The organism is Algibacter sp. Ld11, assembly GCF_045066735.1.
GTDB lineage: Bacteria > Bacteroidota > Bacteroidia > Flavobacteriales > Flavobacteriaceae > Algibacter.
On record NZ_JBISHH010000006.1, the window covers coordinates 35,287 to 56,046 of the forward strand.

Genomic DNA, 20,760 nt, shown 5'->3' on the forward strand with positions numbered 1-20,760 from the left:
CTCAAACAAGCCGTTCTATCCCTAACGCAAGCATCCGCCAAATTAATGTTAAACCCGAAACTTTTTCAGGTATTGTTTTCAAATTTAAGTACTTTTATAATACTCAAAAATAAAACTTACCAGAAATAAGTCGACCGTTAAATTAAAACCTTACAAACCGACAAAAAGTCATTCAAAACCACAACCAAACCGCCATTTTGTCTTGTAAATCAACTTGGTAGGGAATTTGAAACATACATTCCAAAGTAGAAAACTAATAAGATTTCCTTTTAAAAGGAAACCATAAAACATATTAATTATGAACTTAAACGATTATACAATTAAATCGCAAGAGGCCATACAACAAGCACAACAAATTGCGCAAGGTTTTGGCCAACAGCAAATAGAAAACGAACATATTTTCAAAGGCATTTTTGAAGTCGACGAAAACGTGTTGCCGTTTATCTTAAAGAAATTAAACGTAAACATCTCGATACTAAAACAAGCTTTAGATAAACAAATAGAAAGCTTTCCAAAGGTATCAGGTAGTGAACTTATGTTATCTCGCGAAGCAGGAAAAACCTTAAATGAAGCCTCTATAATTGCGAAAAAACTAAAAGATGATTACGTTTCTATCGAACACCTTATTCTAGCTGTATTTAAATCTAATAGCAAAATAGCACAAATGCTAAAAGACCAAGGTGTAACCGAAAAAGGACTAAAATTAGCTATTGATGAGTTACGCCAAGGTGAAAATGTAACATCACAAAGCCAGGAAGACACTTACAACTCGCTAAACAAATATGCCAAAAACTTAAACCAATTTGCTAAAGATGGCAAATTAGACCCTGTTATTGGTCGTGATGAAGAAATTCGTAGAATTCTACAAATCCTATCACGTCGTACCAAAAACAACCCTATTTTAATTGGAGAGCCTGGCACAGGTAAAACCGCTATTGCAGAAGGTTTAGCACACCGTATTGTAGATGGCGATATTCCTGAAAATTTAAAAAATAAACAAATTTTCGCACTCGATATGGGTGCCCTAATCGCCGGAGCCAAATATAAAGGTGAATTTGAAGAGCGTTTAAAGGCTGTAATCAAAGAAGTAACAACAAGCAACGGAGACATTGTTTTGTTTATAGACGAAATACACACACTAGTAGGCGCAGGTGGCGGACAAGGTGCAATGGATGCGGCTAATATTTTAAAACCCGCATTAGCACGAGGAGAGCTAAGAGCTATTGGAGCAACTACTTTAGATGAGTACCAAAAATATTTTGAAAAAGACAAAGCTTTAGAGCGTCGTTTCCAAAAAGTTATGGTGAACGAGCCAGACACCGAAAGTGCTATCTCAATACTTCGTGGTATTAAGGAAAAATATGAAACTCACCATAAAGTACGAATTAAAGATGAAGCTATTATTGGTGCCGTAGAACTTTCAACACGGTACATTACTAATCGTTTTCTACCGGATAAAGCCATCGATTTAATGGATGAGGCTGCCGCGAAACTACGCATGGAAATAAACTCTAAGCCCGAAGAACTCGATGTTTTAGATCGTAAAATCATGCAACTCGAAATTGAAATTGAAGCTATTAAGCGCGAAAAAGACGAAATAAAATTAAAGTCTCTACGCTCCGATTTAGCAAATATCAAGGAAACCAGAAACGAGCTTAACGCCAAATGGAAAAGTGAAAAAGATGTTGTAGATAATATTCAAAACACAAAACAAGCCATTGAAAATTATAAGCTAGACGCTGAAAAAGCAGAACGTGAAGGTGATTATGGTAAAGTTGCAGAATTGCGTTACGGAAAAATAAAAGAAGCGCAAGAACAACTAGAAGTATTACAAAAACAACTAGATGAAAAATCGGAAACATCACTTATAAAAGAAGAAGTAACTTATGATGATATAGCTGAAGTTGTTGCAAAATGGACAGGAATACCTGTTACCAAGATGCTACAAAGTGAACGTGAAAAACTTTTAAAACTAGAAGATGAGCTACACAAACGTGTGGTTGGACAAGAAGAAGCTATAGAAGCTGTTAGTGATGCTGTACGCCGTAGTCGCGCTGGTTTGCAAAACCCGAAAAAACCAATTGGAACCTTCCTGTTTTTAGGAACTACTGGAGTTGGTAAAACCGAATTAGCAAAAGCACTAGCCGAATATCTGTTTGATGATGAAAGTGCCATGACACGTATAGATATGAGCGAATATCAAGAGCGCCATGCCGTAAGTCGTTTAGTAGGCGCACCTCCGGGATACGTTGGTTATGATGAAGGTGGGCAATTAACAGAAGCCGTGAGACGCAAACCTTACTCTGTAGTACTGCTAGATGAAATAGAAAAAGCGCATCCAGATACGTTTAATATTCTGTTGCAAGTTTTAGATGAAGGTCATTTAACAGATAATAAAGGTAGAATTGCAGATTTTAAAAACACCATTATAATAATGACTTCTAACATGGGAAGCCAGATTATTCAAGATCGTTTTGAAGCAACAAAAGATATCGACTCCGCTATTGAAGCTGCAAAGGTAGATGTACTTGCGTTGTTAAAGCAAACTGTGAGACCTGAGTTTTTAAACCGTATTGACGATACAATAATGTTTACACCATTAAGCAAGGAAAACATTGTTTCCATTGTTGGTCTACAAATAAAAAGTATCACAAAAATGATAGCGCAACAAGGGATTACTTTCGATGCTACTCCAGAAGCTGTAGCTTATTTAGCAGATAAAGGTTATAACCCTGAATATGGAGCAAGACCGGTTAAACGTGTTATTCAGAAAGAAGTACTTAACGCTTTAAGTAAAGAAATTTTAGCAGGAACAGTTACTACCGATAGTATTATTCTGCTCGATGCGTTTAACGATGAGTTGGTTTTTAGAAACGAACACCATTTGGTTACGGAGGAAATTTAATATTTAACAATAAGGATTTAATTAATAGTTAAAAAGCAACACAAATTACAAAGGGTTTGTGTTGCTTTTTTTGTTAACGGAATAATCAAAAACTAATACTAAAAAGAAAACCCTAATACCTTTTTAAGAATTCTCTTTCAAATAAAAACAGACCATTTAAAGCACTTAAAAAATGGTAGTTTATATCGTGAGTCTTGTATAAACAAGGCCTCCCTTAAATAATTTATATTACAAACACCATCATTTTTTAAACTTTTCTACGAAAGTAGGAATAAAGTTACCGTTCGTCTAAAAAGTCAAATTTCACAAAAACAATACTCTGTTAGTTAGTAACTTCGTTTATGAATTGTTCTAAGTCCCCAAATATTAAAAAAATACTTTAGTTCAATTCTTTCCCCTCAAAAATAGCTTAACCTAAAACTCCCTAGAAAAAGATGATTATTTCGGAATACATTGACTATACCCTTTTGTCACCTACAACAACTGAGGCAGAAATTATAGCACTATGTCAAGAAGCCAGAAAAAGCAAACTAAATAGCATTTGCATAAATAGCTGCTACGTAGCCTTAGCTGCAGAATTACTAATAGGAACTAATGTAAAAATATGTTCAACCGTTGGTTTTCCGGCTGGTAGCTCTTCTACAGCTACTAAAATTTTTGAAGCCACAAATGCCATTAAAGAAGGTGCCCGTGAAGTTGATATGGTAATTAACCTTGGCTTATTGAAAAGTAAAAATTACGTTTCGGTAATGAAAGATATTAATGCTGTAAAATCGGCCATCGCCAACACGCCTCTAAAAGTTATCATCGAAATTTCTGAATTAAATAAAAATGAAATTGTTAAAGCATCACAAATTTGTTCAGATGCAAATGCCGATTTTATAACCACTTCTACAGGATTTTCTAAAAGTGGCGCTACGTTTACCGCTGTGAAAATCATTAAAAAAACAGTTAGAGATACCATAAAAATAAAAGCTTCAGGAGGTATTACAAATTTAGAAACCTCTCAAAAATTTATAGATATTGGTGTTAGTCGCGTTGGAGCTTCACCTAACTTAAAACTTAGGAAAGCACTACTAAAACTTAATTAAATAATATCCTGTAACATTAGTTTAAATAAAATGCTTTTCCCAGTGTATTTCTGCGCTAGGTTATTAATTGATGCTTCACTTAACTGAAGCACGCGCGGATAGCCACCTGTTGTTTGGCTATCCCGCATTAAAATAATGAGCTTACCAGAAGGTGTGAGTTGAACGGTTCCCGGAATTACTGGCCCCGTAATAATTTCAGCTAAATTATTATAGAAACTTTCTTGTAATTGGTACCCCATTCTGCTATGGTTATTTGAAATGGTAAATCTCGTTGAGATTAGTTTATTTTTCTCAATATTCGAAAGATTTTCAAACTCAGGACCTTTATATACTTTTAATATTGGTGAATTGAGATAAGATTCGTCATATCTAATTTTAGAATATTTATTTTGACTAGCGAAAGATGATGCTGATATAGTTAATTCATCATTTTTAAACAGCCTACTAGACTTCGTGATGTTTGGATACATACTTTTACTTTTCATAACTGTTTCGGCATTAAACCCACCCCAAACAGCCAAATAGGATCTAAAACCAGATTTAAGTTTACCAAAACTTAGTACATCGCCACTATTTACAGCAATAAGGCTGTTATTATAAATTTCCGTATTGTTTAATTTAGCCGACATATTAGCTCCTGAAAGAGCAATACAAGTATTCACATTAAACTGAAGTGTAGGGCCAAGCATTGTGAGTTCTAAAACAGCTTCATCTTCATTGTTTCCCAGTAAGCTATTTGCAAAAGCGGCTGCTTTTCGATCCATAACACCAGAAACCGGCACACCGTATTGCTGATAACCAAATCGTCCAAAATCTTGAATACTCGAATAAAAACCTATTTCTAAAACCTTAACCATGTATTTCCTCGCTTTCTAATTGATAATTGCCCGCCTCTACTAAAGTTTTAATATTATTATAAACGCTTAATGAAATGGGATAAAACTGAATGCGATCTCCGGCCTTTGCAAAACATGGTTTTTCCTTAGAGATATCGAAAAAATTAACAGGTGAGTTACCTATTATATTCCATCCACCAGGACTCTCATTTGGGTAAACTCCAGTTTGATTTCCACCGATAGCAACAGCTCCCTTTTCAACTTGTAATCTTGGAGTAGATTTACGCGCCATATAAAGCGATTTATTTAGGCCTCCCAAATATAAAAACCCAGGTAAAAAACCAATAAAATAAACAGTATAAATACTTTTAAAATGTTGCTCAATTATTGCTGTTTTAGACTTCTTTTTTTTTACTGAAACAGCTTCCAAATCCACCCCAAAACACACATCATAACACACAGGAATCTTCCACAACATAAAAGTGGTAGAAATAGTATCTAATTTACTTACATAGATTTTATCTATAATAGCGATTTGCTTAGAAAAAGAAAACATGCTATCTACATAAAAAACTATTAATGAGCAGTATGTAGAGTTTATATAAACAATTTCTTTAATACTACAGTTTTCAATTTTAGCCTTAAGTCTTAATACGTCTTGAAGAATGTTTTGGTTAATTTCAGCAGGCCACTCTACCAAAACAGCATGTAAACCTAATGATTTATAACGAAGTTTAAAAGCCATTAATCTTAAATAATTTTAATATGATGACGCTCTAATTTACGTTTTAAATTTTCGATCAAAACCACCACATTTGGTTGATCACCATGAAGACAAAAAGTATCGGCTAAAATCTCAATTTCATCACCCTGAATCGTTTTTACTTTTTGCTCAGAAATCATTTTAAAAACATGATTAAATAAGCTCTCTTTTTCGTGAATTAAAGCGTTATTTTCTTTTCTAGAAACCAAGCTTAAATCATTATTATAATTTCGATCAGCAAACGCCTCATAGACTATTTCAACATTGTTCTCTATAGCCAAATTTGCAATTACAGATTTATACGGCACATAAAGTTTTACGGGCAACATTAACGACTTAATAACCTCAATAATAACCTTTGCTGTTTTAGCATCGGTAGCTGCTAAATTGTATAGCGCTCCATGCAGTTTTACATGATGAAGACGTACATTTTCTAGTTTTAAGACTGATAATAAATCTCTAATTTGATGATTAATGGAAGTATAAAGTGCGACACAAGACATACTCATAACCGCTCTACCAAAGTTTTTTCTATCAGGAAATGATGGGTGCGCACCTATTTTAACGCGATTCTGCTTAGCTAAGCGAACAACACTTTGCATAATCTCTGGAGTTCCTGCATGGCCGCCACAAGCTATATTACACGACGATATATGGGGCATCAATAAGTTTTCATTACCAATCCCCTCGCCTACATCAACATTAATATCTATAGTTTTAATTTCCACCAAACCAAGTTAGCGAATTTAAATTTATTACTGAAAAGAATTTAAGGCATAAATTGCGAAAGACCCTAACCAATGCCCGCCTTCATAGCTATCATCAAAAATACTAGGTAAAGAATAATTTAAATGCTGCACAGCCACCGGTTTCAAATGCACATATTCCGGTAAGCCTTCAGAAATTTTATTTAAACTCCATGCTCGAGAGAAATTTAAACCATCTAAATGCACCAAATGCCCGTCGTTTCTATCAGAAACCTTACCTGTTTCTAAACTGAAATTTTTATTTTTCAATTGAGGTAAAAAAACACCTAACCAAGTTTTATATTCCTCAAGAGGCAACAAACGCTTCATTAAAGCTGCTTCTTCTAGGCAAGGCGATAAAAAATCTGAACCACCAGGCTCCCAAGACATCGGGCAATTTTTATCATTTAAAAAGAAATATTTTGCACGAGTTTCAATCGCTCTTTTGAAAGCCTCATTATTTACCGCCACAGCATAGTCGTAAGCAAAAGACATTCCGAAAGCTGTATTCCCATGTGTTCCCACACGTGTTGGATAATTTAACTTTGGAAGATAAGCGATATACTTTTCAATAATTAAATTAGTTAATGGTTGAAGATTTTCTTCTAATTCTCTCGCCACATCATGATCCCAAGTATGCAACTCTTCTGCCAGTTTTAATAACCATGCCCAACCATATGTCCGCTCAAACGATCTGTTATGTTCTCCTGAAAAGTAATTAACCTCACCTTGAATATTAGCTTTAGATAGATTCTTTAAGAGTCTATCTAACAAATCATTGTGGTTTTTTATATTAGCGTTTGCTTTTAACAAACTCACTAAGCTCCAATGCCCATGCACAGCTGAATGCCAATCGAAACAACCATAAAATGCGGGGTGTAATGTCTCTGGATTTTTTAAATCTTCAGCACTTCCCAAAGTTTGAGATAACTTATTTGGATACTCGACATTAATACAATGAAGAGGTAAAGCTGCCAATTTATTGGCCTGTTCTGAATCTAGTTTAGGAAGCTCCTGATTAGAAATCTGCACTTCATCATGAACCGAAAGTACGTTTTGTTTATTATTAGGTTCTTTACAACTTATAATTAATAAAAGAAAAAGTATAGAAAATCGTAATATCATATTTAAGTGATTTATCGTGGTAAAAATCTATCAAACGATTGCCAATATTTATCCTTATAAATATCAAAAGTAATGGCTAATTTGCTAGCATATTTATTTTGAATATTATAAAAAACCTTTGAAGGCTTTCTAAAGTCTGTACAAGCGAAATACACTTCGCGCATACTGTCTGCGGTTTGCCTTCCAATATTTAGATAACCATCAAAATCTTTCAACTCTCGTAAAACATCATCTTCAATATTACCTAAAAGCTCATACGTGCTTTCATCTGGCATACCATTTTCAGCAATACCTTTATACCCTATTTCGAGCACAGCAATCCATGGATGAGACGCTTTACTATCCCAGTGTAGTAAATCTGTATTTACAACTGCTAAAAGAGGCAAATCAGAAGCCATGGTTGCTTCTAATGCAGCATAACTATCGTCTTCCGTAGAATGTCTCAATCCATCATATTTTTCAATAAATTCCTTTTCACGCCAAATTAAAAAGTCTTTTAATTTTTCTATTGGCACCAAATCAGCTTGAGCATCAGCGGTATTAATAACATTTAAATTATCAATAATAGAGACCGCATTCAATTCTCCTAAAGCATTATCAAGAAAAAGATAAACGCCATTTGTCACATCTACCCGATGTTCTTCCGTAAAATCTTTATGCGTTATTGTTATATCGATTTCATCGGGATAATCTGCCAAGTCGTTAGAGTAAAAATGAAGCGTATCTTTACTAAACTCAAAATGGTCTATCTCAATTTTCGAATCTACAAAGCCAGACTCAGGTTTTAAAGCTGTAATTCTCCACCCCTTAATTTTAGGAGCATCGTTTACCAAATCTTCAACAAAAGCGATATTTCTTAAATCACCATCGGCCGTTAAAATAAGCTCTGCAGTTTGAGTATCAAACATGCCAGCTAAAAACCAATAACCCGTTTTTAATCTCTCTAATTTTTCAGATAAATCATTAAAAAACAAAACATTAACATCACCTTGCTCTCTAATAGCTTTAAAAAACGACTTTTCGTTTTTAACAAACCAATTCCAAAAATCTGCATTAGATTTTATAGGCATTTCTTTCCTTAAAAACTTATTAAAAAAACTCATACCGCACCATTAGGTGATTTCGTTTTAGACGAATAAATAATATTGACTATAAAAAAACAAAGAATTACTAATCTACGCGTTCTATTTTGGCTCCAATAGCTCGTAAACGATCATCTATGTTTTCGTAACCTCGGTCTATTTGTTCAATATTCTGAATAGTAGATGTCCCTTTAGCTGAAAGCGCTGCTATAAGCAAAGATACACCAGCACGAATATCTGGCGAAGTCATCGTTGTTGCTTTTAAAGTAGATTTAAAATCATGACCAATAACTGTGGCTCTGTGCGGATCGCATAAAATAATTTTTGCACCCATATCAATCAATTTATCCACGAAGAACAAACGACTTTCAAACATTTTTTGATGTATTAAAACACTTCCTCTAGCTTGTGTAGCCACAACTAGAATAATACTTAATAAATCGGGTGTAAAACCAGGCCAAGGCGCATCGGAAATAGTTAAAATAGAACCATCTATATAACTTTGAATTTCGTAACCGTTAGTATGTGCAGGAATATGAATATCATCCCCTTGCTTTTCAACGGTAATTCCTAACTTTCTAAAAACGCTAGGTATTACACCTAGATCATTCCAGCTTACATTAGAAATAGTAAGTTCACTTTTCGTCATAGCGGCAAGACCAACCCAACTCCCTATTTCAATCATATCAGGAAGCATACGGTGTTCCGTACCTCCTAAAGCTTCAACACCTTCAATAATAAGCATGTTAGAACCAACACCACTAATTTTGGCGCCCATTCTGTTTAGCATTTTACAAAGCTGTTGCAAATAAGGCTCGCAAGCCGCATTGTAAATTGTAGTTGTTCCTCGGGCTAAAACAGCAGCCATTACAATATTTGCTGTTCCAGTAACCGATGCTTCTTCAAGCAACATATAAGTTCCAGTTAAATACTCGGCTTCTACACCGTAAAACTGATCTTCTTTACTATATTTAAATTTAGCACCTAAATTAATTAAGCCTTCAAAATGCGTATCTAATCTACGACGACCAATTTTATCTCCTCCTGGTTTTGGAATATATCCCTTACCAAAACGAGCTAATAAAGGCCCTACAATCATTATAGATCCTCGTAAACCTCGACCATCTACCTTAAAAGCGTCAGATTCTAGATAATCTAAATCAACTTCGTCCGCTTGAAATGTATAACTTCCTTTATTTATTTTTTCAACCTTAACACCTAGCTTTCTTAACAAGTTTATAAGCTTATTAACATCTATAATGTCTGGAATATTATTTATTGTAACCAGTTCTGGAGTAAGTAGAACGGCACATAGAATTTGTAAAGCTTCGTTTTTTGCTCCTTGAGGTTGGATACTCCCTTTTAATTGGTGTCCTCCTTCAATTTTAAATGTTCCCATGCGTAAAAATTAGTAGCGTTTTCTTTGTCGACCGTTATTATTATTCTTTTTCGGCCCACCTTTTTTGTTGTTATTATTTGCAAACTTAGATTTTGTTCGCATTAAGCTGGTAGAATCTGATAAATCCTCTTTAGAATCACGAAGATCTATTTTACCGTCAGACAACTCATATAAATGACCGTAAATAATAGCATCTTCAACGGTATCTTTATTCCAATTTAAAAAACACTTTTTCATGTGGTTTGCAATGGTATAAAGCAACGCTTCTTTCAATTCACCATCTTCCCATGTATTGGCTACATCGATCATGGTTTTGATATTGTTTCCGTAGAAACGATATTTTGGGAAGTTTTGTGGGTATTTCAAAGGCTCAGGACGCTCTTCGTAAATTTCTTTAGTAGGAATATCGTAAGGAGAGTCGGCATCTAATTCAAAATTAGACATGATAAAAAGCTGATCCCACAATTTATGCTTAAAATCGGGAACATCTCGCAAATGTGGTTGCATATTACCCATTACAGCAATAATACCGTTTGCCAATTTATTGCGCTCCTCTTTTGTTTCTCTTGTTTTAGCGTAATTAATCATTTTCTGCATATGTCTTCCGTACTCCGGAATGATTAAATGCTCACGCTCTGTGTTGTATTCTAAATCGTCTATCAAAATAATGTGTAGAATTTATATTGTTGCATGTAGTTGTTATGCTTGCGCAAAATACAAAAAAAATTGAATAGCACGATTATTATTACCAAATCAATTATTCGGCATACTTATTTATTAACCTAACTAATAGATTATTTAAAAATTCAACATCATACGCTCCAACAGTAGGCTCTAAATGTTCGTTACCAATTCCACTATCGTTTGTTATAAAAACATAGGTTCCGTTGGTAGCAATTGCAAAATAGCGCATTAAAAACTCAGTAGATTTATCGATACCACTGGCTGTTACTGGAATTAATTTTACACCATTTTTTGAGGCCGTAATTAATGATTTCTTAACACTTTGGTTTACTTCTTCAGTTTGATGAGGCGGTGCATCTAAAAGCAAAAAGGCTATTCGGGTTTTAGAATTAGTGCTCCATTGCAAATCGTCTAATGTTTCTGCCAAGGCCGCTTCTACAGCTTCCGGAAAGTCTCCTCCTCCACCTGCGCTCTGCTTATTTATAAAATTGACAGTAGAGGCAATACTCGATGTAAAATCTGAACGTCGGGTAACATATTCGTCTCCTTCATCTCTATAAAACACCGTTGACGTTAAAATTGTAGAATTCTGATTATCTTCTTGAACACGACTAATTACATTGGTTAAGTCGCTTTTTAAAAATTCTAACTCATCGCTCATCGATCCTGTAGCATCCACAATAAATGACACTTCAATTTTATCTTGGGTAGTAATTGTATTTTGAATGTTAAAAACATTTACACCATCATTAAACGGCATAACTGTTTCATCTATAAGTTCTCCATTAATTGCAACATCATAATCAGCAAGGTTTACAGTAGAACTTGCATTTTCACTATTAAACAAGTTTACAAACAAATTGGCTTCACCTAAATTATCAGTTTTAGCCTCGCTGATAACTACATTTTCTTTAAAAAGAGAGAGCGTGACATTATTTAAAGGTTCCGAAGTGTTTTGATCAAAAATTTGAAAAGCAATACGTTTTGAAGTATTAAAACTCCAGTTTTCCTGATGTTCAGTATAATCTTGAGAATTTAGTAAATCGCTCCAAAAATCCCAATGCTCCAAATCGTTCCATTCGCCAGCAGTAATCTGACCTGGATTTTCACCGTTACCCTCATTACCCGATCCCGAAGAACCACCTGAATCTTTTGACGTAGAAGAAAGTGCATCAACTTCATAACTCTCATCACCATCACTCATATTGCTATCGCAACTAAAGAGCATTAAAACAGAACATAAAACTAAAGTAACTTTCTTCATCTTAAATATTTTATTTCAAGATGCATAATTGTGTAAAAGGTTGCTTCAAAACAAAAATAAAGTTTTTAAATTTCGGAGAAGCAAAGTAAAATAAACGACCTCGGCACACTATAAACACCTACAAATAAAAATTCCGTTTTCACGGAAATATAAACTGTAAAACCTAAAGACTTATTACGCCTTCAATTTTTGAAGAAACCTCCTTATACTTATCTATTACAGCCTCAGGTTTGTCCATAACAACATCAATAGAAACACTTGTATATTTTCCGTTTTTAGATTCTTTTGTATTGATTACAGCTCCTAGACCATCAAAAATAGCTTCAATTTTATCTATTTTCTCCTTGTTTGTAAGCACAATAAATTTGTATAAATATTCTGCAGGCCAAACGTCTGTATCGTATAATTGTTCTTTTAATTTGTCGTAAAATTCTTCTGAATTTGGAGGTGTACTCATTATATATTTATTTGGCTGCAAATATACAGTTTAGTTTCCATTTTTTTTATAGATTATAAATTCCGATTTTTACACAAAAATAAAGCAGCATTGAACACTAAGAAGATTGTTATTACGGGCGGTCCAGGAACTGGAAAATCAACTTTAATTAATGAGTTAATAAAAAGAGGCTATACTTGTTTAGAAGAAATTTCGCGACAAGTAATTTTAGATGCAAAAAAAGAAGGCATCGATCAGCTTTTTTTAACCAACCCACTCATGTTTAGCGAACTTCTTTTAAAAGGTCGACAAAAACAATTTGTAGATGCCGAATTATTTGAAAATGATATTGTGTTTTTCGACCGTGGCTTGCCAGATGTTTTAGCTTATATGGATTTTATTGGTGACAAATGTCCAAAAGATTTTATTAAAACTTGCAACCAATCTAAATACCACACCGTTTTTATTTTAAAACCTTGGGAAGCTATTTACACTAGTGATAATGAGCGCTACGAAACCTTTGATCAAGCTTTAGAAATTCACGATCACTTAGTAAAAACTTACGAGAATTACAATTACAACTTAATTGATGTACCTTTTGATACTGTTGAAAATAGAACCGATTTTATTTTAAATAATTTAAAGATGTAAGCGCCCATAATGGAACATCCTATTAATATATTGGAGCGTTATTGGAAATTTACCGAATTCCGACCTAACCAAGAAGCGATTATCAACTCCGTTTTGGCTGGAGAGGACACCTTTGCGCTTTTACCAACTGGTGGCGGAAAATCGTTATGCTTCCAAATTCCTGCACTAGTAAAGAAAGGGATATGTATTGTTGTTTCGCCACTTATTGCTTTAATGAAAGACCAAGTGCAATCCTTGAACAACAAAGGAATTAAGGCTATGGCGCTTACAAGCGGTATTTCATATAAAGAATTAGATACGCTTTTAGACAATTGCGTTTACGGAAATTATAAATTCTTATACCTATCGCCAGAGCGACTTCAACAAGAATTGGTGCAAGATCGTATTAGGTTAATGAATGTTAATTTAATAGCCATAGACGAGGCACATTGTATTTCTCAATGGGGCAGCGACTTTAGACCAGCTTATAATAATATTGCACTTTTAAGACAGTTACAACCTACCGTAAATGCCATTGCACTAACAGCATCGGCCAAACCAGAGGTTATAGATGATATTGTAAAACAACTCGATTTTATTAATCCTAAAATATTTAAGCAGTCTTTTTTAAGATCCAATTTGGCTTATTTAGTTTACAATGAAAATGATAAGTATTACAGGATACAGACCATATTAAAAAAATATAAACAGTCTTCCATTATTTATGTTAGAAATAGAAAACTAACTATTGAACTTAGTGCTTTTTTAGAATCGAAAAACATATCTGCCACCTTTTATCACGGTGGTTTAAATAATAGCGAGAAGAATAAAAACATGGATGCCTGGATAAATAACCAAAAACAGGTTATGGTGGCTACAAATGCTTTTGGAATGGGGATTGATAAACCCGATGTAAAAACCGTGATACATATTAGTCTACCAGAAAGTATAGAAAGTTACTTTCAAGAAGCCGGACGGGTTGGACGAAATGGTGATAAGGCTTTTGCTGTGATTTTGAAAAACAAAAGTGACGAAGCTAGTATTAAAAAACAGTTTTTAGGATCGTTGGCTAGTGTCGATTTTGTAAAGCAAGTGTATCGAAAACTATGTAATTATTTTCAGGTGCCTTATGGTGAAGGTGAATATTTAACTTTTGAGTTCGATTTTAATACCTTTTGCAAAACGTACAAGTTTAGCCCAAGCTCGTGCTACAACGCTTTATTGATTTTAGACAGAAATAGTATTATTACGCTTTCTAAACAATTTAAAAACAAGGTAACCGTACAGTTCATTATTTCTAACGCTGCATTATTTAATTATTTAGATACGCATACAGAATTTAGTATTATTGTAAAATCTATTTTACGCATGTATGGTGGCGTTTTTGAACAAGTTACAAAAATTGCGTTGGCTAAAATTACGGAGAAGTCTTCTATAAGTGAAGCTAAAATTGTAAATGCTTTACAACAACTAGAACACGATGGCATCATAACCTTAAAACTCTCTAAAACCGATGCGGAAGTTACTTTTATTCAGCCTCGAGAAGATGATAAAACCATTAATAGAATTGCTAAAATTATAGAACAGCAAAATAATTTAAAACAAAGGCAAGTAAAAGCCATGCTCGATTATGTTGAAAATGATACGGTTTGTAAAAGCATGCAACTCCTCGCCTACTTTGGAGAAACAGAAATAAGTCCGTGTGGTGTTTGTTCGGTTTGCACTCAAACTAAAAAAGTTAAGACTTCATCAAATGATATTACAATAATAAAAAAGCAAGTTATTGAGCTTTTAGAAAATGGAGATCAATCTTCCAGACAAATTTCTTCAGTATTAAACACTTCCGAAGAAAATATTAAAAAGGTTTTAAAACTACTTTTAGAACATCAAATAGTAACCGTAACAACAAAGAACACATATAAGTTAAGCCATCTATAATTAATAGCAACTATTACATTAAATTCTGAAGCTTCAACTTCATGCATATATTAATATGCTATATAAATACAAAACGATGTATCATAGACGCTAAAACGAATTACAAGCAAATTGGTGAAAAAATAAGATTAAAAATGAAAGATTTAAGAATAGTATTTATGGGAACGCCAGATTTTGCCGTTACCATTTTAAAAACACTTGTAGAAAACAAAAAAAATATTGTTGGGGTAATTACGGCTCCAGATAAACCTGCTGGACGCGGCCGTAAGATAAACGAAAGCGCTGTAAAAGTATATGCAAAAACGGCCGGATTAAATATTTTACAACCTACCAATTTAAAAGATGAAGCGTTTTTAGAAGAATTAAAAGCCTTAAATGCTAATCTTCAAATTGTAGTTGCCTTTAGAATGCTACCTAAAGCAGTTTGGCAAATGCCAGAATATGGTACATTTAACTTGCATGCCTCGTTATTACCAAATTATCGTGGAGCAGCCCCAATTAATTGGGCTATTATAAATGGAGAAACAAAAACAGGAGTTTCAACCTTCTTTATTGATGAAAAAATTGATACTGGCGCCATGATTCTTCAGGAAGAAATAAACATTGACGCTGAAGAAAATGTAGGAAGTCTGCACGACAAACTCATGCATTTAGGAAGCGATCTCGTTTTAAAAACGGTAAACCTTGTTAAAGAAGGCCCGGTTATAACTGTTCCACAACAAGACACAGCCGATATAAAAACGGCGTATAAGCTTAATAAAGATAATTGTAAAATAGATTGGAATGCTTCAATTGATGATATACATAACAAAATACGAGGCTTAAGTCCGTATCCAGCGGCTTGGTGCACGCTTATAAACGGCGACGACAGCTTAGATATTAAAATTTACAGTGCAAAAAAAGAAATAATTACGCATAGTGATTTGATTGGAAACATCATTTCCACTAAAAAAGAGTTAAAAGTCGCAGTAACTAATGGTTACATCTTGATAGACGATATTAAGCTCCCTGGGAAACGAACTATGGATGTAAAATCACTTTTAAATGGCTACCATTTTGAAAGCGATGCCAAAATGCTGTAAAGCCTTATTCCTGCTGTTGTTATTAAAAATATGTTAAATCAACGTGTCTTTATTAACAAATGCCATAAGTTATTAACAAAACCACGGATTTCCCTTGCTATTACTTGTGTTATTGAGTAATCCGTATAAATTTGTATAGGATATAACAAAATGTTTAACCAATTTATTAATAATTAAATTTTATATTATGAACAAGACAGATTTAATCGATGCTATGGCAGAACACGCAGGAATTACTAAGGCTGCTGCTAAAAAAGCTTTAGAATGTGCAATTATTGAAATCGAAGGTGCTTTACAAAAAGGTAACAGAGTTTCTTTAGTAGGTTTTGGTTCTTGGTCAGTTTCTAAAAGAGCTGCAAGAGAAGGAAGAAACCCTCAAACAGGTGATACTATCCAAATTAAAGCAAAAAACGTTGTTAAGTTTAAAGCTGGTGCAGATTTATCAAATGCAGTAAACTAATTATTTGCTTCATAAATATTCAGAAAAGCCTTCAAAATTTGAAGGCTTTTTTTGTATATATGTATTAAAGACTTGCTTTTTTAATAAATTAATATTAGATTTAATTACTAATTCCTGATAATATGGTGACTACACAACCAAAAAAAGGTGATTTATTAATAGCAGAACCAGCTATTATTGGAGACGTTTCATTTAATCGCTCTATTGTTTTATTAGCCGATCATACTGTTGAAGGTTCTATTGGTTTTATTTTAAACAAACCTTTGGAATACACTATAAACGACTTAATACCAGAGCTTGATGCTTCGTTTAAAGTTTATAATGGTGGTCCTGTTGAGCAAGACAATCTTTATTTTATTCATAAAATACCAGAACTTATACCAAATAGTATTGAAATATCTTTAGGTATTTATTGGGGTGGAGATTTTAATGAAGTAGCAGAACTTATCGCTAATAAAACCATTAACGAAAACGACATAAAGTTCTTTTTAGGCTATTCTGGATGGGATACTAACCAATTATCCAATGAACTCAAAGCTAATTCTTGGGTTGTTACCGAAAATATCTATAAAAAAGATGTTATAGAAAAAAGTTATAAATCTTTCTGGAAAGAAAAAATGTTAGAATTTGGTGGAGAATATAGTATTTGGTCTAACGCTCCGGAAAATCCGAGTTATAACTAAATTAACTCACCCTTATTTTTATATTTAATTTTTGAATTAAATGTTGTGATACTTCTGACTTAAAAGTCTTTTTCCTGTATTTACTTACCGCCTGAATACCAACAATAACATTGGTAATAAAAATTTCGTCTGCTTTCTGAAGTTCAAATGGTGAAATTGCTTCTTCTACCAATTCATATTCTGGTAAGCTTTTTATAATTTCTATCATTTGCTTTCGCATAACACCTTTTAAACACCCGTTTTCTATTGGTGGTGTTTTTATTGTATTTCCTTTTACAACAAACACATTACCGTTTAAAGCTTCAATAACTTGCTTTTCTGTATTTAATATTAAACAGTTATCTAACTTGTTCTCTTTGGCATAAATGCTACCAACTATATTTAAAGCCTTATTGTTTGTTTTTAAGCTCGATAACAAACTTGGTGATACATAGTAATCTTTAAATAAATCGACCTCGTAGAGGGTGTCTTTCACAATATAAAAATCGGTATCAATAGGTTTTACAGCAATTAGAAAACTAATATCGTTGGTTTCGGGTAAATAAAAGCCTCCTTCATTTCTAAAAACAGTTAATTTTACTCTAGAAGATGCGTTTGCTAAATTGTTTTCCGTTAAGGTTTTTAGTATTTGCTCTTCTAAATATTCCATGGTAAAATTCATAGGAATCTCCATGCGCATAATTCGCATTGAGGCCATAAGTCTAAAATAATGATCTTCCCAAAACAATAATTTACCATAAGAGGCTTTTATTGTTTCAAATAAAGCATCACCATATGCAAAACCCCTATTATTAATTGATAAAAGCGTATTATCTTCTAAAATATTCTCGTTAAAATTTACCATAAAAAAAGTCCCGTTTTCATTAATTGTAAAAACGGGACAAATATAATTGAATATTATGTTTTTTATATTACGCTGAGCCTAATACTTGCTTTAAACTTGATATTTGATTGGTCCAAAGCATTTTAGATTCGTCTACTTCATCTTCTTCTGCATAATCCGTAACCATTAAAGACACATCCTTTGTTATTTCATCTACCTGAATTCTAATTTCAAAATAATAAGAATCGCCTTCTTCTTCATCTTCCAACCATCTAAACTTAACGCGTTCTCCACTTTTTTTATTTAATAGTTTTGCTTTTTCTTCGCTACCATCCCATATAAATGTAAACAACTCTCCTCTTGAATTTACGTTGTCTGAAAACCACTCAGACAACCCAGAAGGTGTTGATATATACTGATATAAAAGTTGTGGTGATGCTTGTATAGGAAACTCTATATTATATTTTACTTTCTCGTCCATATATGATTTAATCTTTATGTTGACCAATATATACATTAATTAAGAAGTACCACAGAAATTTTAATAATATTTTTAGCAACTAATGTTTGTGTAATCTAATTATGTTTTTATCTTTGCACCCGCGGAAACGCATATGGCGAGGTAGCTCAGCTGGTTAGAGCGTCGGATTCATAACTCGGAGGTCATGGGATCGTGCCCCATTCTCGCTACAACATTTAATCGATTCAAAACAAACGGTTTAGTTCACTCTAAACCGTTTTTTTATGCTTAATATAAACGAATTCATTACATTTAAAGAGAGGGGATTCTCAAGAAAATCGAGATCTTGTCTCACTATACAAAATAACCTTAATCCTCTCTTTTTGTTCTTTCTGTTTATATACTTAAATTTAATATCTTTAATCAATAATCAAACTTAAGTTATACATAAACGTTGTAAGCAATTTAAGAAAACAAGAAAATTTGGTAACATCTTCAGACAAAGAATACAAATTAGCCAAACTCATTAAACAAGGAATAAAGGAAATTGATTCGGACTTTGTTCAACTTGCTCAATGGATTTCAAAAAAATATGAGGTTAATGTTTTGAACATAACTCACAAGATAATGAATCACGACAACCGAATTAGAATCGGAATCGTGGTGGAATTTAAAGCAGACGAAAACAAATTCAAGGAAAGTGATGAAAGATGGGCAAATTACAATGAAAAGATTCAGAATGAAATTGCGGAAAAATATCTGAATATTTGCAAAATTCTTGAACTTTCGGATGGAAAAAGCTTACTTGGAATAACAAAAAAAAAGAAACCAAAATTGAATGATATTTTTGTATCAACTTCAGCATTTGAACCAATAGCAAAAGAAGAGGCAAATGGCTTGATTCCAAAAGTAAGATTTGATGAATTATTGATTGAACTGAAAAATAAAAAAGTTTGGACTTTATCCAGATGTTTTGGAAGTACGACTTTGTTTGTTTTAAAAGATGAGCAAAAGTCGGAAATAGGCAAATCGGATTTTCTTAAAGAACTTGAAAATAGATATTTCGAGTTACTAAAAGAATATGACGAATTTAATTATTGGAAAAGAGATAAATTTAAAATTGGAATTGATTCAAAACAGAATTTTGACGAAAACTATGAAAGTAGTTGGTTCTATTATTATAGATAAAAAAACTGCTTACAACATCGTGTATAATTAATTGCTTTGGTCGTTACCTACTTGGAAAATTCCTTCGGAATTTTCTCGCGTTCGTTTTTGTTTACTAAATTAGTTGCTGGAACACGCAACTAACCATACACAAAACCGTTAGCAATAATTAAAACCAAAAATGAGAATAAAATTGATATCAGTCTTTCTATTAGTAGCAAGCTGTTCTCCAAGATTTAAGGTAGTTTTAGAAAACAAAGAAAATACCCCCTTAAAAGAAAATAAAGAAATTCTAGTTTTAAGTGAAGAGTCGGACATTGACCTTAGCAAAGCTGTTTTCATTGGCGAAATTTCAGGACCATTTGAAAAATCAATTTCTTCTCCAAATAAAATAATGCAAGGGTGTGGATATTCGGAAACAATAAGTGAATTTAAAAAAAAGGCAAAAGAAATAGGTGCGAATATTATAAAGATATATGATTTAAAAAAACCAAGTTCTCTTAATAATTGCTACAAAATAAAGGCTAAACTGTTTAGAAACTTGGATACAAATTTAACAGAAAGCATCCAAAGTTATAATAATTCAAGAAACATTTCCAAATTAGACAAAAGTGTCGATTATGCAATAATAAATTTCTATAGACCTAAAATTGCGGTTGGCTCAGTTGTAAAATACGACATCTATATGGATGATAAAACACTCATTACAAATATGTCCAACGGACAAAAAATATCATACAAAATATCTGATTTTAGAGACCATATTTTTTCAGCAAAAACTAAGGACAACCCTAAAAAAGAGATTTCAATAAATATTCAAAAAGGACAAGAATATTATGTAAGATGTGGAATAGATATAGGTAAAAAACATGGAAATCCGCAATTTTCGATTTTAGATAATACGATTGGGTTTTCTGAATTTAGCGATATGAAATAAAATAACTATTGCTAACACCGTATAAAAAAAATTGCTAGTTTTAGCTAAACCAAAGTTAGTTGCTTGTTTGCTAGCTTCTGATTTTCCTTCGGAAAATCCTCGCACACAAATCCGCAACTATCCAAGAACTGTGTTAAAAACCTATAAAAAAGCAGTTAATTTTTAAACAATATTCTTCTATTACGTTTTTATCCTAGAATAAAAACATATTGAAATAAATAATTTTATAACTAGGGTTTACCTTACTAA

General features: G+C 33.0%; 20 protein-coding genes and 1 tRNA gene. 10 read left to right on the top strand and 11 right to left on the bottom strand.

Going from position 1 to position 20,760, the window contains the following annotated elements:
- Nucleotides 1–298: 298 nt before the first annotated feature.
- Nucleotides 299–2,905 (top strand): ATP-dependent chaperone ClpB, encoded by a 2,607-nt coding sequence (clpB, locus tag ACJJV4_RS02910; protein WP_405291950.1) that lies wholly within the window; start codon nucleotides 299–301, stop codon nucleotides 2,903–2,905.
- A gap of 434 nt (nucleotides 2,906–3,339) precedes the next feature.
- On the top strand, nucleotides 3,340–3,996 hold the full coding sequence (deoC, locus tag ACJJV4_RS02915; protein WP_405291953.1) for a deoxyribose-phosphate aldolase: 657 nt from the start codon (nucleotides 3,340–3,342) through the stop codon (nucleotides 3,994–3,996).
- On the opposite strand, the gene ACJJV4_RS02920 is transcribed toward deoC, so the two are convergent.
- From ACJJV4_RS02920 to ACJJV4_RS02960, 9 genes are all read right to left on the bottom strand, one after another.
- Nucleotides 3,993–4,853, bottom strand: coding sequence for a biotin-dependent carboxyltransferase family protein (locus ACJJV4_RS02920; RefSeq protein ID WP_405291955.1), 861 nt, complete (start codon nucleotides 4,851–4,853; stop codon nucleotides 3,993–3,995). The genes deoC and ACJJV4_RS02920 overlap by 4 nt on opposite strands.
- The gene (gene pxpB, locus ACJJV4_RS02925) at nucleotides 4,846–5,577 is read right to left on the bottom strand and encodes a 5-oxoprolinase subunit PxpB (protein WP_405291957.1); all 732 of its coding nucleotides are present in this window, start codon (nucleotides 5,575–5,577) and stop codon (nucleotides 4,846–4,848) included. The genes ACJJV4_RS02920 and pxpB overlap by 8 nt, the downstream gene beginning before the upstream one ends.
- A 5-nt stretch (nucleotides 5,578–5,582) precedes the next feature.
- Nucleotides 5,583–6,323: a 5-oxoprolinase subunit PxpA gene (gene pxpA, locus ACJJV4_RS02930; protein ID WP_405291959.1), complete on the bottom strand. Its 741-nt coding sequence runs from the start codon at nucleotides 6,321–6,323 to the stop codon at nucleotides 5,583–5,585.
- A 27-nt stretch (nucleotides 6,324–6,350) separates the two neighbouring features.
- Nucleotides 6,351–7,466 (bottom strand): DUF2891 domain-containing protein, encoded by a 1,116-nt coding sequence (locus ACJJV4_RS02935; RefSeq protein ID WP_405291961.1) that lies wholly within the window; start codon nucleotides 7,464–7,466, stop codon nucleotides 6,351–6,353.
- A gap of 11 nt (nucleotides 7,467–7,477) precedes the next feature.
- Nucleotides 7,478–8,569 carry a DUF695 domain-containing protein gene (locus tag ACJJV4_RS02940; RefSeq protein WP_405291963.1) on the bottom strand — a complete coding sequence of 364 codons (1,092 nt, stop codon included), beginning with the start codon at nucleotides 8,567–8,569 and terminating at the stop codon, nucleotides 7,478–7,480.
- A gap of 67 nt (nucleotides 8,570–8,636) precedes the next feature.
- Complete coding sequence (gene murA, locus ACJJV4_RS02945) at nucleotides 8,637–9,947, bottom strand: UDP-N-acetylglucosamine 1-carboxyvinyltransferase (protein ID WP_405291965.1); 1,311 nt, start codon at nucleotides 9,945–9,947, stop codon at nucleotides 8,637–8,639.
- A 9-nt stretch (nucleotides 9,948–9,956) separates the two neighbouring features.
- Entirely contained in the window at nucleotides 9,957–10,610 is a 654-nt protein-coding gene (locus tag ACJJV4_RS02950; RefSeq protein WP_405291967.1) for a DUF4290 domain-containing protein, read from the bottom strand.
- Between the two features lie 94 nt (nucleotides 10,611–10,704).
- Nucleotides 10,705–11,895, bottom strand: coding sequence for a vWA domain-containing protein (locus ACJJV4_RS02955; RefSeq protein ID WP_405291969.1), 1,191 nt, complete (start codon nucleotides 11,893–11,895; stop codon nucleotides 10,705–10,707).
- 163 nt (nucleotides 11,896–12,058) lie between these two features.
- Nucleotides 12,059–12,352 (bottom strand): DUF493 family protein, encoded by a 294-nt coding sequence (locus ACJJV4_RS02960; protein ID WP_405291971.1) that lies wholly within the window; start codon nucleotides 12,350–12,352, stop codon nucleotides 12,059–12,061.
- 90 nt (nucleotides 12,353–12,442) lie between these two features.
- On the opposite strand from ACJJV4_RS02960, the gene ACJJV4_RS02965 reads away from it, so the two are divergent.
- The 5 genes from ACJJV4_RS02965 (at nucleotide 12,443) to ACJJV4_RS02985 (ending at nucleotide 17,124) form a co-directional block, all read left to right on the top strand.
- Nucleotides 12,443–12,982, top strand: a complete 540-nt coding sequence (locus ACJJV4_RS02965; RefSeq protein WP_405291973.1) for an AAA family ATPase — start codon at nucleotides 12,443–12,445, stop codon at nucleotides 12,980–12,982.
- Nucleotides 12,983–12,991: 9 nt separating this feature from the next.
- Entirely contained in the window at nucleotides 12,992–14,899 is a 1,908-nt protein-coding gene (locus tag ACJJV4_RS02970; protein ID WP_405291975.1) for an ATP-dependent DNA helicase RecQ, read from the top strand.
- A 134-nt stretch (nucleotides 14,900–15,033) separates the two neighbouring features.
- A complete protein-coding gene (gene fmt / locus ACJJV4_RS02975; RefSeq protein ID WP_405291977.1) occupies nucleotides 15,034–15,981 on the top strand; it encodes a methionyl-tRNA formyltransferase in 948 nt (315 codons plus the stop codon).
- 187 nt (nucleotides 15,982–16,168) lie between these two features.
- Entirely contained in the window at nucleotides 16,169–16,441 is a 273-nt protein-coding gene (locus ACJJV4_RS02980) for an HU family DNA-binding protein (RefSeq protein WP_042498520.1), read from the top strand.
- Nucleotides 16,442–16,563: 122 nt separating this feature from the next.
- A complete protein-coding gene (locus tag ACJJV4_RS02985) occupies nucleotides 16,564–17,124 on the top strand; it encodes a YqgE/AlgH family protein (RefSeq protein ID WP_405291980.1) in 561 nt (186 codons plus the stop codon).
- Between the two features lies 1 nt (nucleotide 17,125).
- On the opposite strand, the gene ACJJV4_RS02990 is transcribed toward ACJJV4_RS02985, so the two are convergent.
- Together ACJJV4_RS02990 and ACJJV4_RS02995 are read right to left on the bottom strand one after the other, a co-directional pair.
- Nucleotides 17,126–17,968 carry an aminotransferase class IV gene (locus ACJJV4_RS02990; protein WP_405291982.1) on the bottom strand — a complete coding sequence of 281 codons (843 nt, stop codon included), beginning with the start codon at nucleotides 17,966–17,968 and terminating at the stop codon, nucleotides 17,126–17,128.
- 67 nt (nucleotides 17,969–18,035) lie between these two features.
- The gene (locus ACJJV4_RS02995) at nucleotides 18,036–18,428 is read right to left on the bottom strand and encodes an START-like domain-containing protein (protein ID WP_042498517.1); all 393 of its coding nucleotides are present in this window, start codon (nucleotides 18,426–18,428) and stop codon (nucleotides 18,036–18,038) included.
- A gap of 135 nt (nucleotides 18,429–18,563) precedes the next feature.
- Between ACJJV4_RS02995 and ACJJV4_RS03000 the strand changes: the two genes are divergently transcribed.
- The 3 genes from ACJJV4_RS03000 (at nucleotide 18,564) to ACJJV4_RS03010 (ending at nucleotide 20,511) form a co-directional block, all read left to right on the top strand.
- Nucleotides 18,564–18,637, top strand: a tRNA-Met gene (locus ACJJV4_RS03000).
- Nucleotides 18,638–18,890: 253 nt separating this feature from the next.
- Complete coding sequence (locus ACJJV4_RS03005) at nucleotides 18,891–19,595, top strand: hypothetical protein (RefSeq protein ID WP_405291984.1); 705 nt, start codon at nucleotides 18,891–18,893, stop codon at nucleotides 19,593–19,595.
- Nucleotides 19,596–19,755: 160 nt separating this feature from the next.
- Nucleotides 19,756–20,511 (top strand): hypothetical protein, encoded by a 756-nt coding sequence (locus ACJJV4_RS03010; RefSeq protein ID WP_405291986.1) that lies wholly within the window; start codon nucleotides 19,756–19,758, stop codon nucleotides 20,509–20,511.
- The last annotated feature ends 249 nt before the right edge of the window (nucleotides 20,512–20,760 follow it).

Excerpts from the sequence above, each read along its gene's own strand:
- clpB (WP_405291950.1), top strand. The coding sequence starts at position 299 with ATGAACTTAAACGATTATACAATTAAATCGCAAGAGGCCATACAACAA.
- deoC (WP_405291953.1), top strand. The coding sequence starts at position 3,340 with ATGATTATTTCGGAATACATTGACTATACCCTTTTGTCACCTACAACA.
- ACJJV4_RS02920 (WP_405291955.1), bottom strand. The coding sequence starts at position 4,853 with ATGGTTAAGGTTTTAGAAATAGGTTTTTATTCGAGTATTCAAGATTTT.
- pxpB (WP_405291957.1), bottom strand. The coding sequence starts at position 5,577 with ATGGCTTTTAAACTTCGTTATAAATCATTAGGTTTACATGCTGTTTTG.
- ACJJV4_RS02935 (WP_405291961.1), bottom strand. The coding sequence starts at position 7,466 with ATGATATTACGATTTTCTATACTTTTTCTTTTATTAATTATAAGTTGT.
- ACJJV4_RS02940 (WP_405291963.1), bottom strand. The coding sequence starts at position 8,569 with ATGAGTTTTTTTAATAAGTTTTTAAGGAAAGAAATGCCTATAAAATCT.
- murA (WP_405291965.1), bottom strand. The coding sequence starts at position 9,947 with ATGGGAACATTTAAAATTGAAGGAGGACACCAATTAAAAGGGAGTATC.
- ACJJV4_RS02955 (WP_405291969.1), bottom strand. The coding sequence starts at position 11,895 with ATGAAGAAAGTTACTTTAGTTTTATGTTCTGTTTTAATGCTCTTTAGT.
- ACJJV4_RS02960 (WP_405291971.1), bottom strand. The coding sequence starts at position 12,352 with ATGAGTACACCTCCAAATTCAGAAGAATTTTACGACAAATTAAAAGAA.
- ACJJV4_RS02970 (WP_405291975.1), top strand. The coding sequence starts at position 12,992 with ATGGAACATCCTATTAATATATTGGAGCGTTATTGGAAATTTACCGAA.
- fmt (WP_405291977.1), top strand. The coding sequence starts at position 15,034 with ATGAAAGATTTAAGAATAGTATTTATGGGAACGCCAGATTTTGCCGTT.
- ACJJV4_RS02980 (WP_042498520.1), top strand. The coding sequence starts at position 16,169 with ATGAACAAGACAGATTTAATCGATGCTATGGCAGAACACGCAGGAATT.
- ACJJV4_RS02985 (WP_405291980.1), top strand. The coding sequence starts at position 16,564 with ATGGTGACTACACAACCAAAAAAAGGTGATTTATTAATAGCAGAACCA.
- ACJJV4_RS02990 (WP_405291982.1), bottom strand. The coding sequence starts at position 17,968 with ATGGTAAATTTTAACGAGAATATTTTAGAAGATAATACGCTTTTATCA.
- ACJJV4_RS02995 (WP_042498517.1), bottom strand. The coding sequence starts at position 18,428 with ATGGACGAGAAAGTAAAATATAATATAGAGTTTCCTATACAAGCATCA.
- ACJJV4_RS03010 (WP_405291986.1), top strand. The coding sequence starts at position 19,756 with ATGAGAATAAAATTGATATCAGTCTTTCTATTAGTAGCAAGCTGTTCT.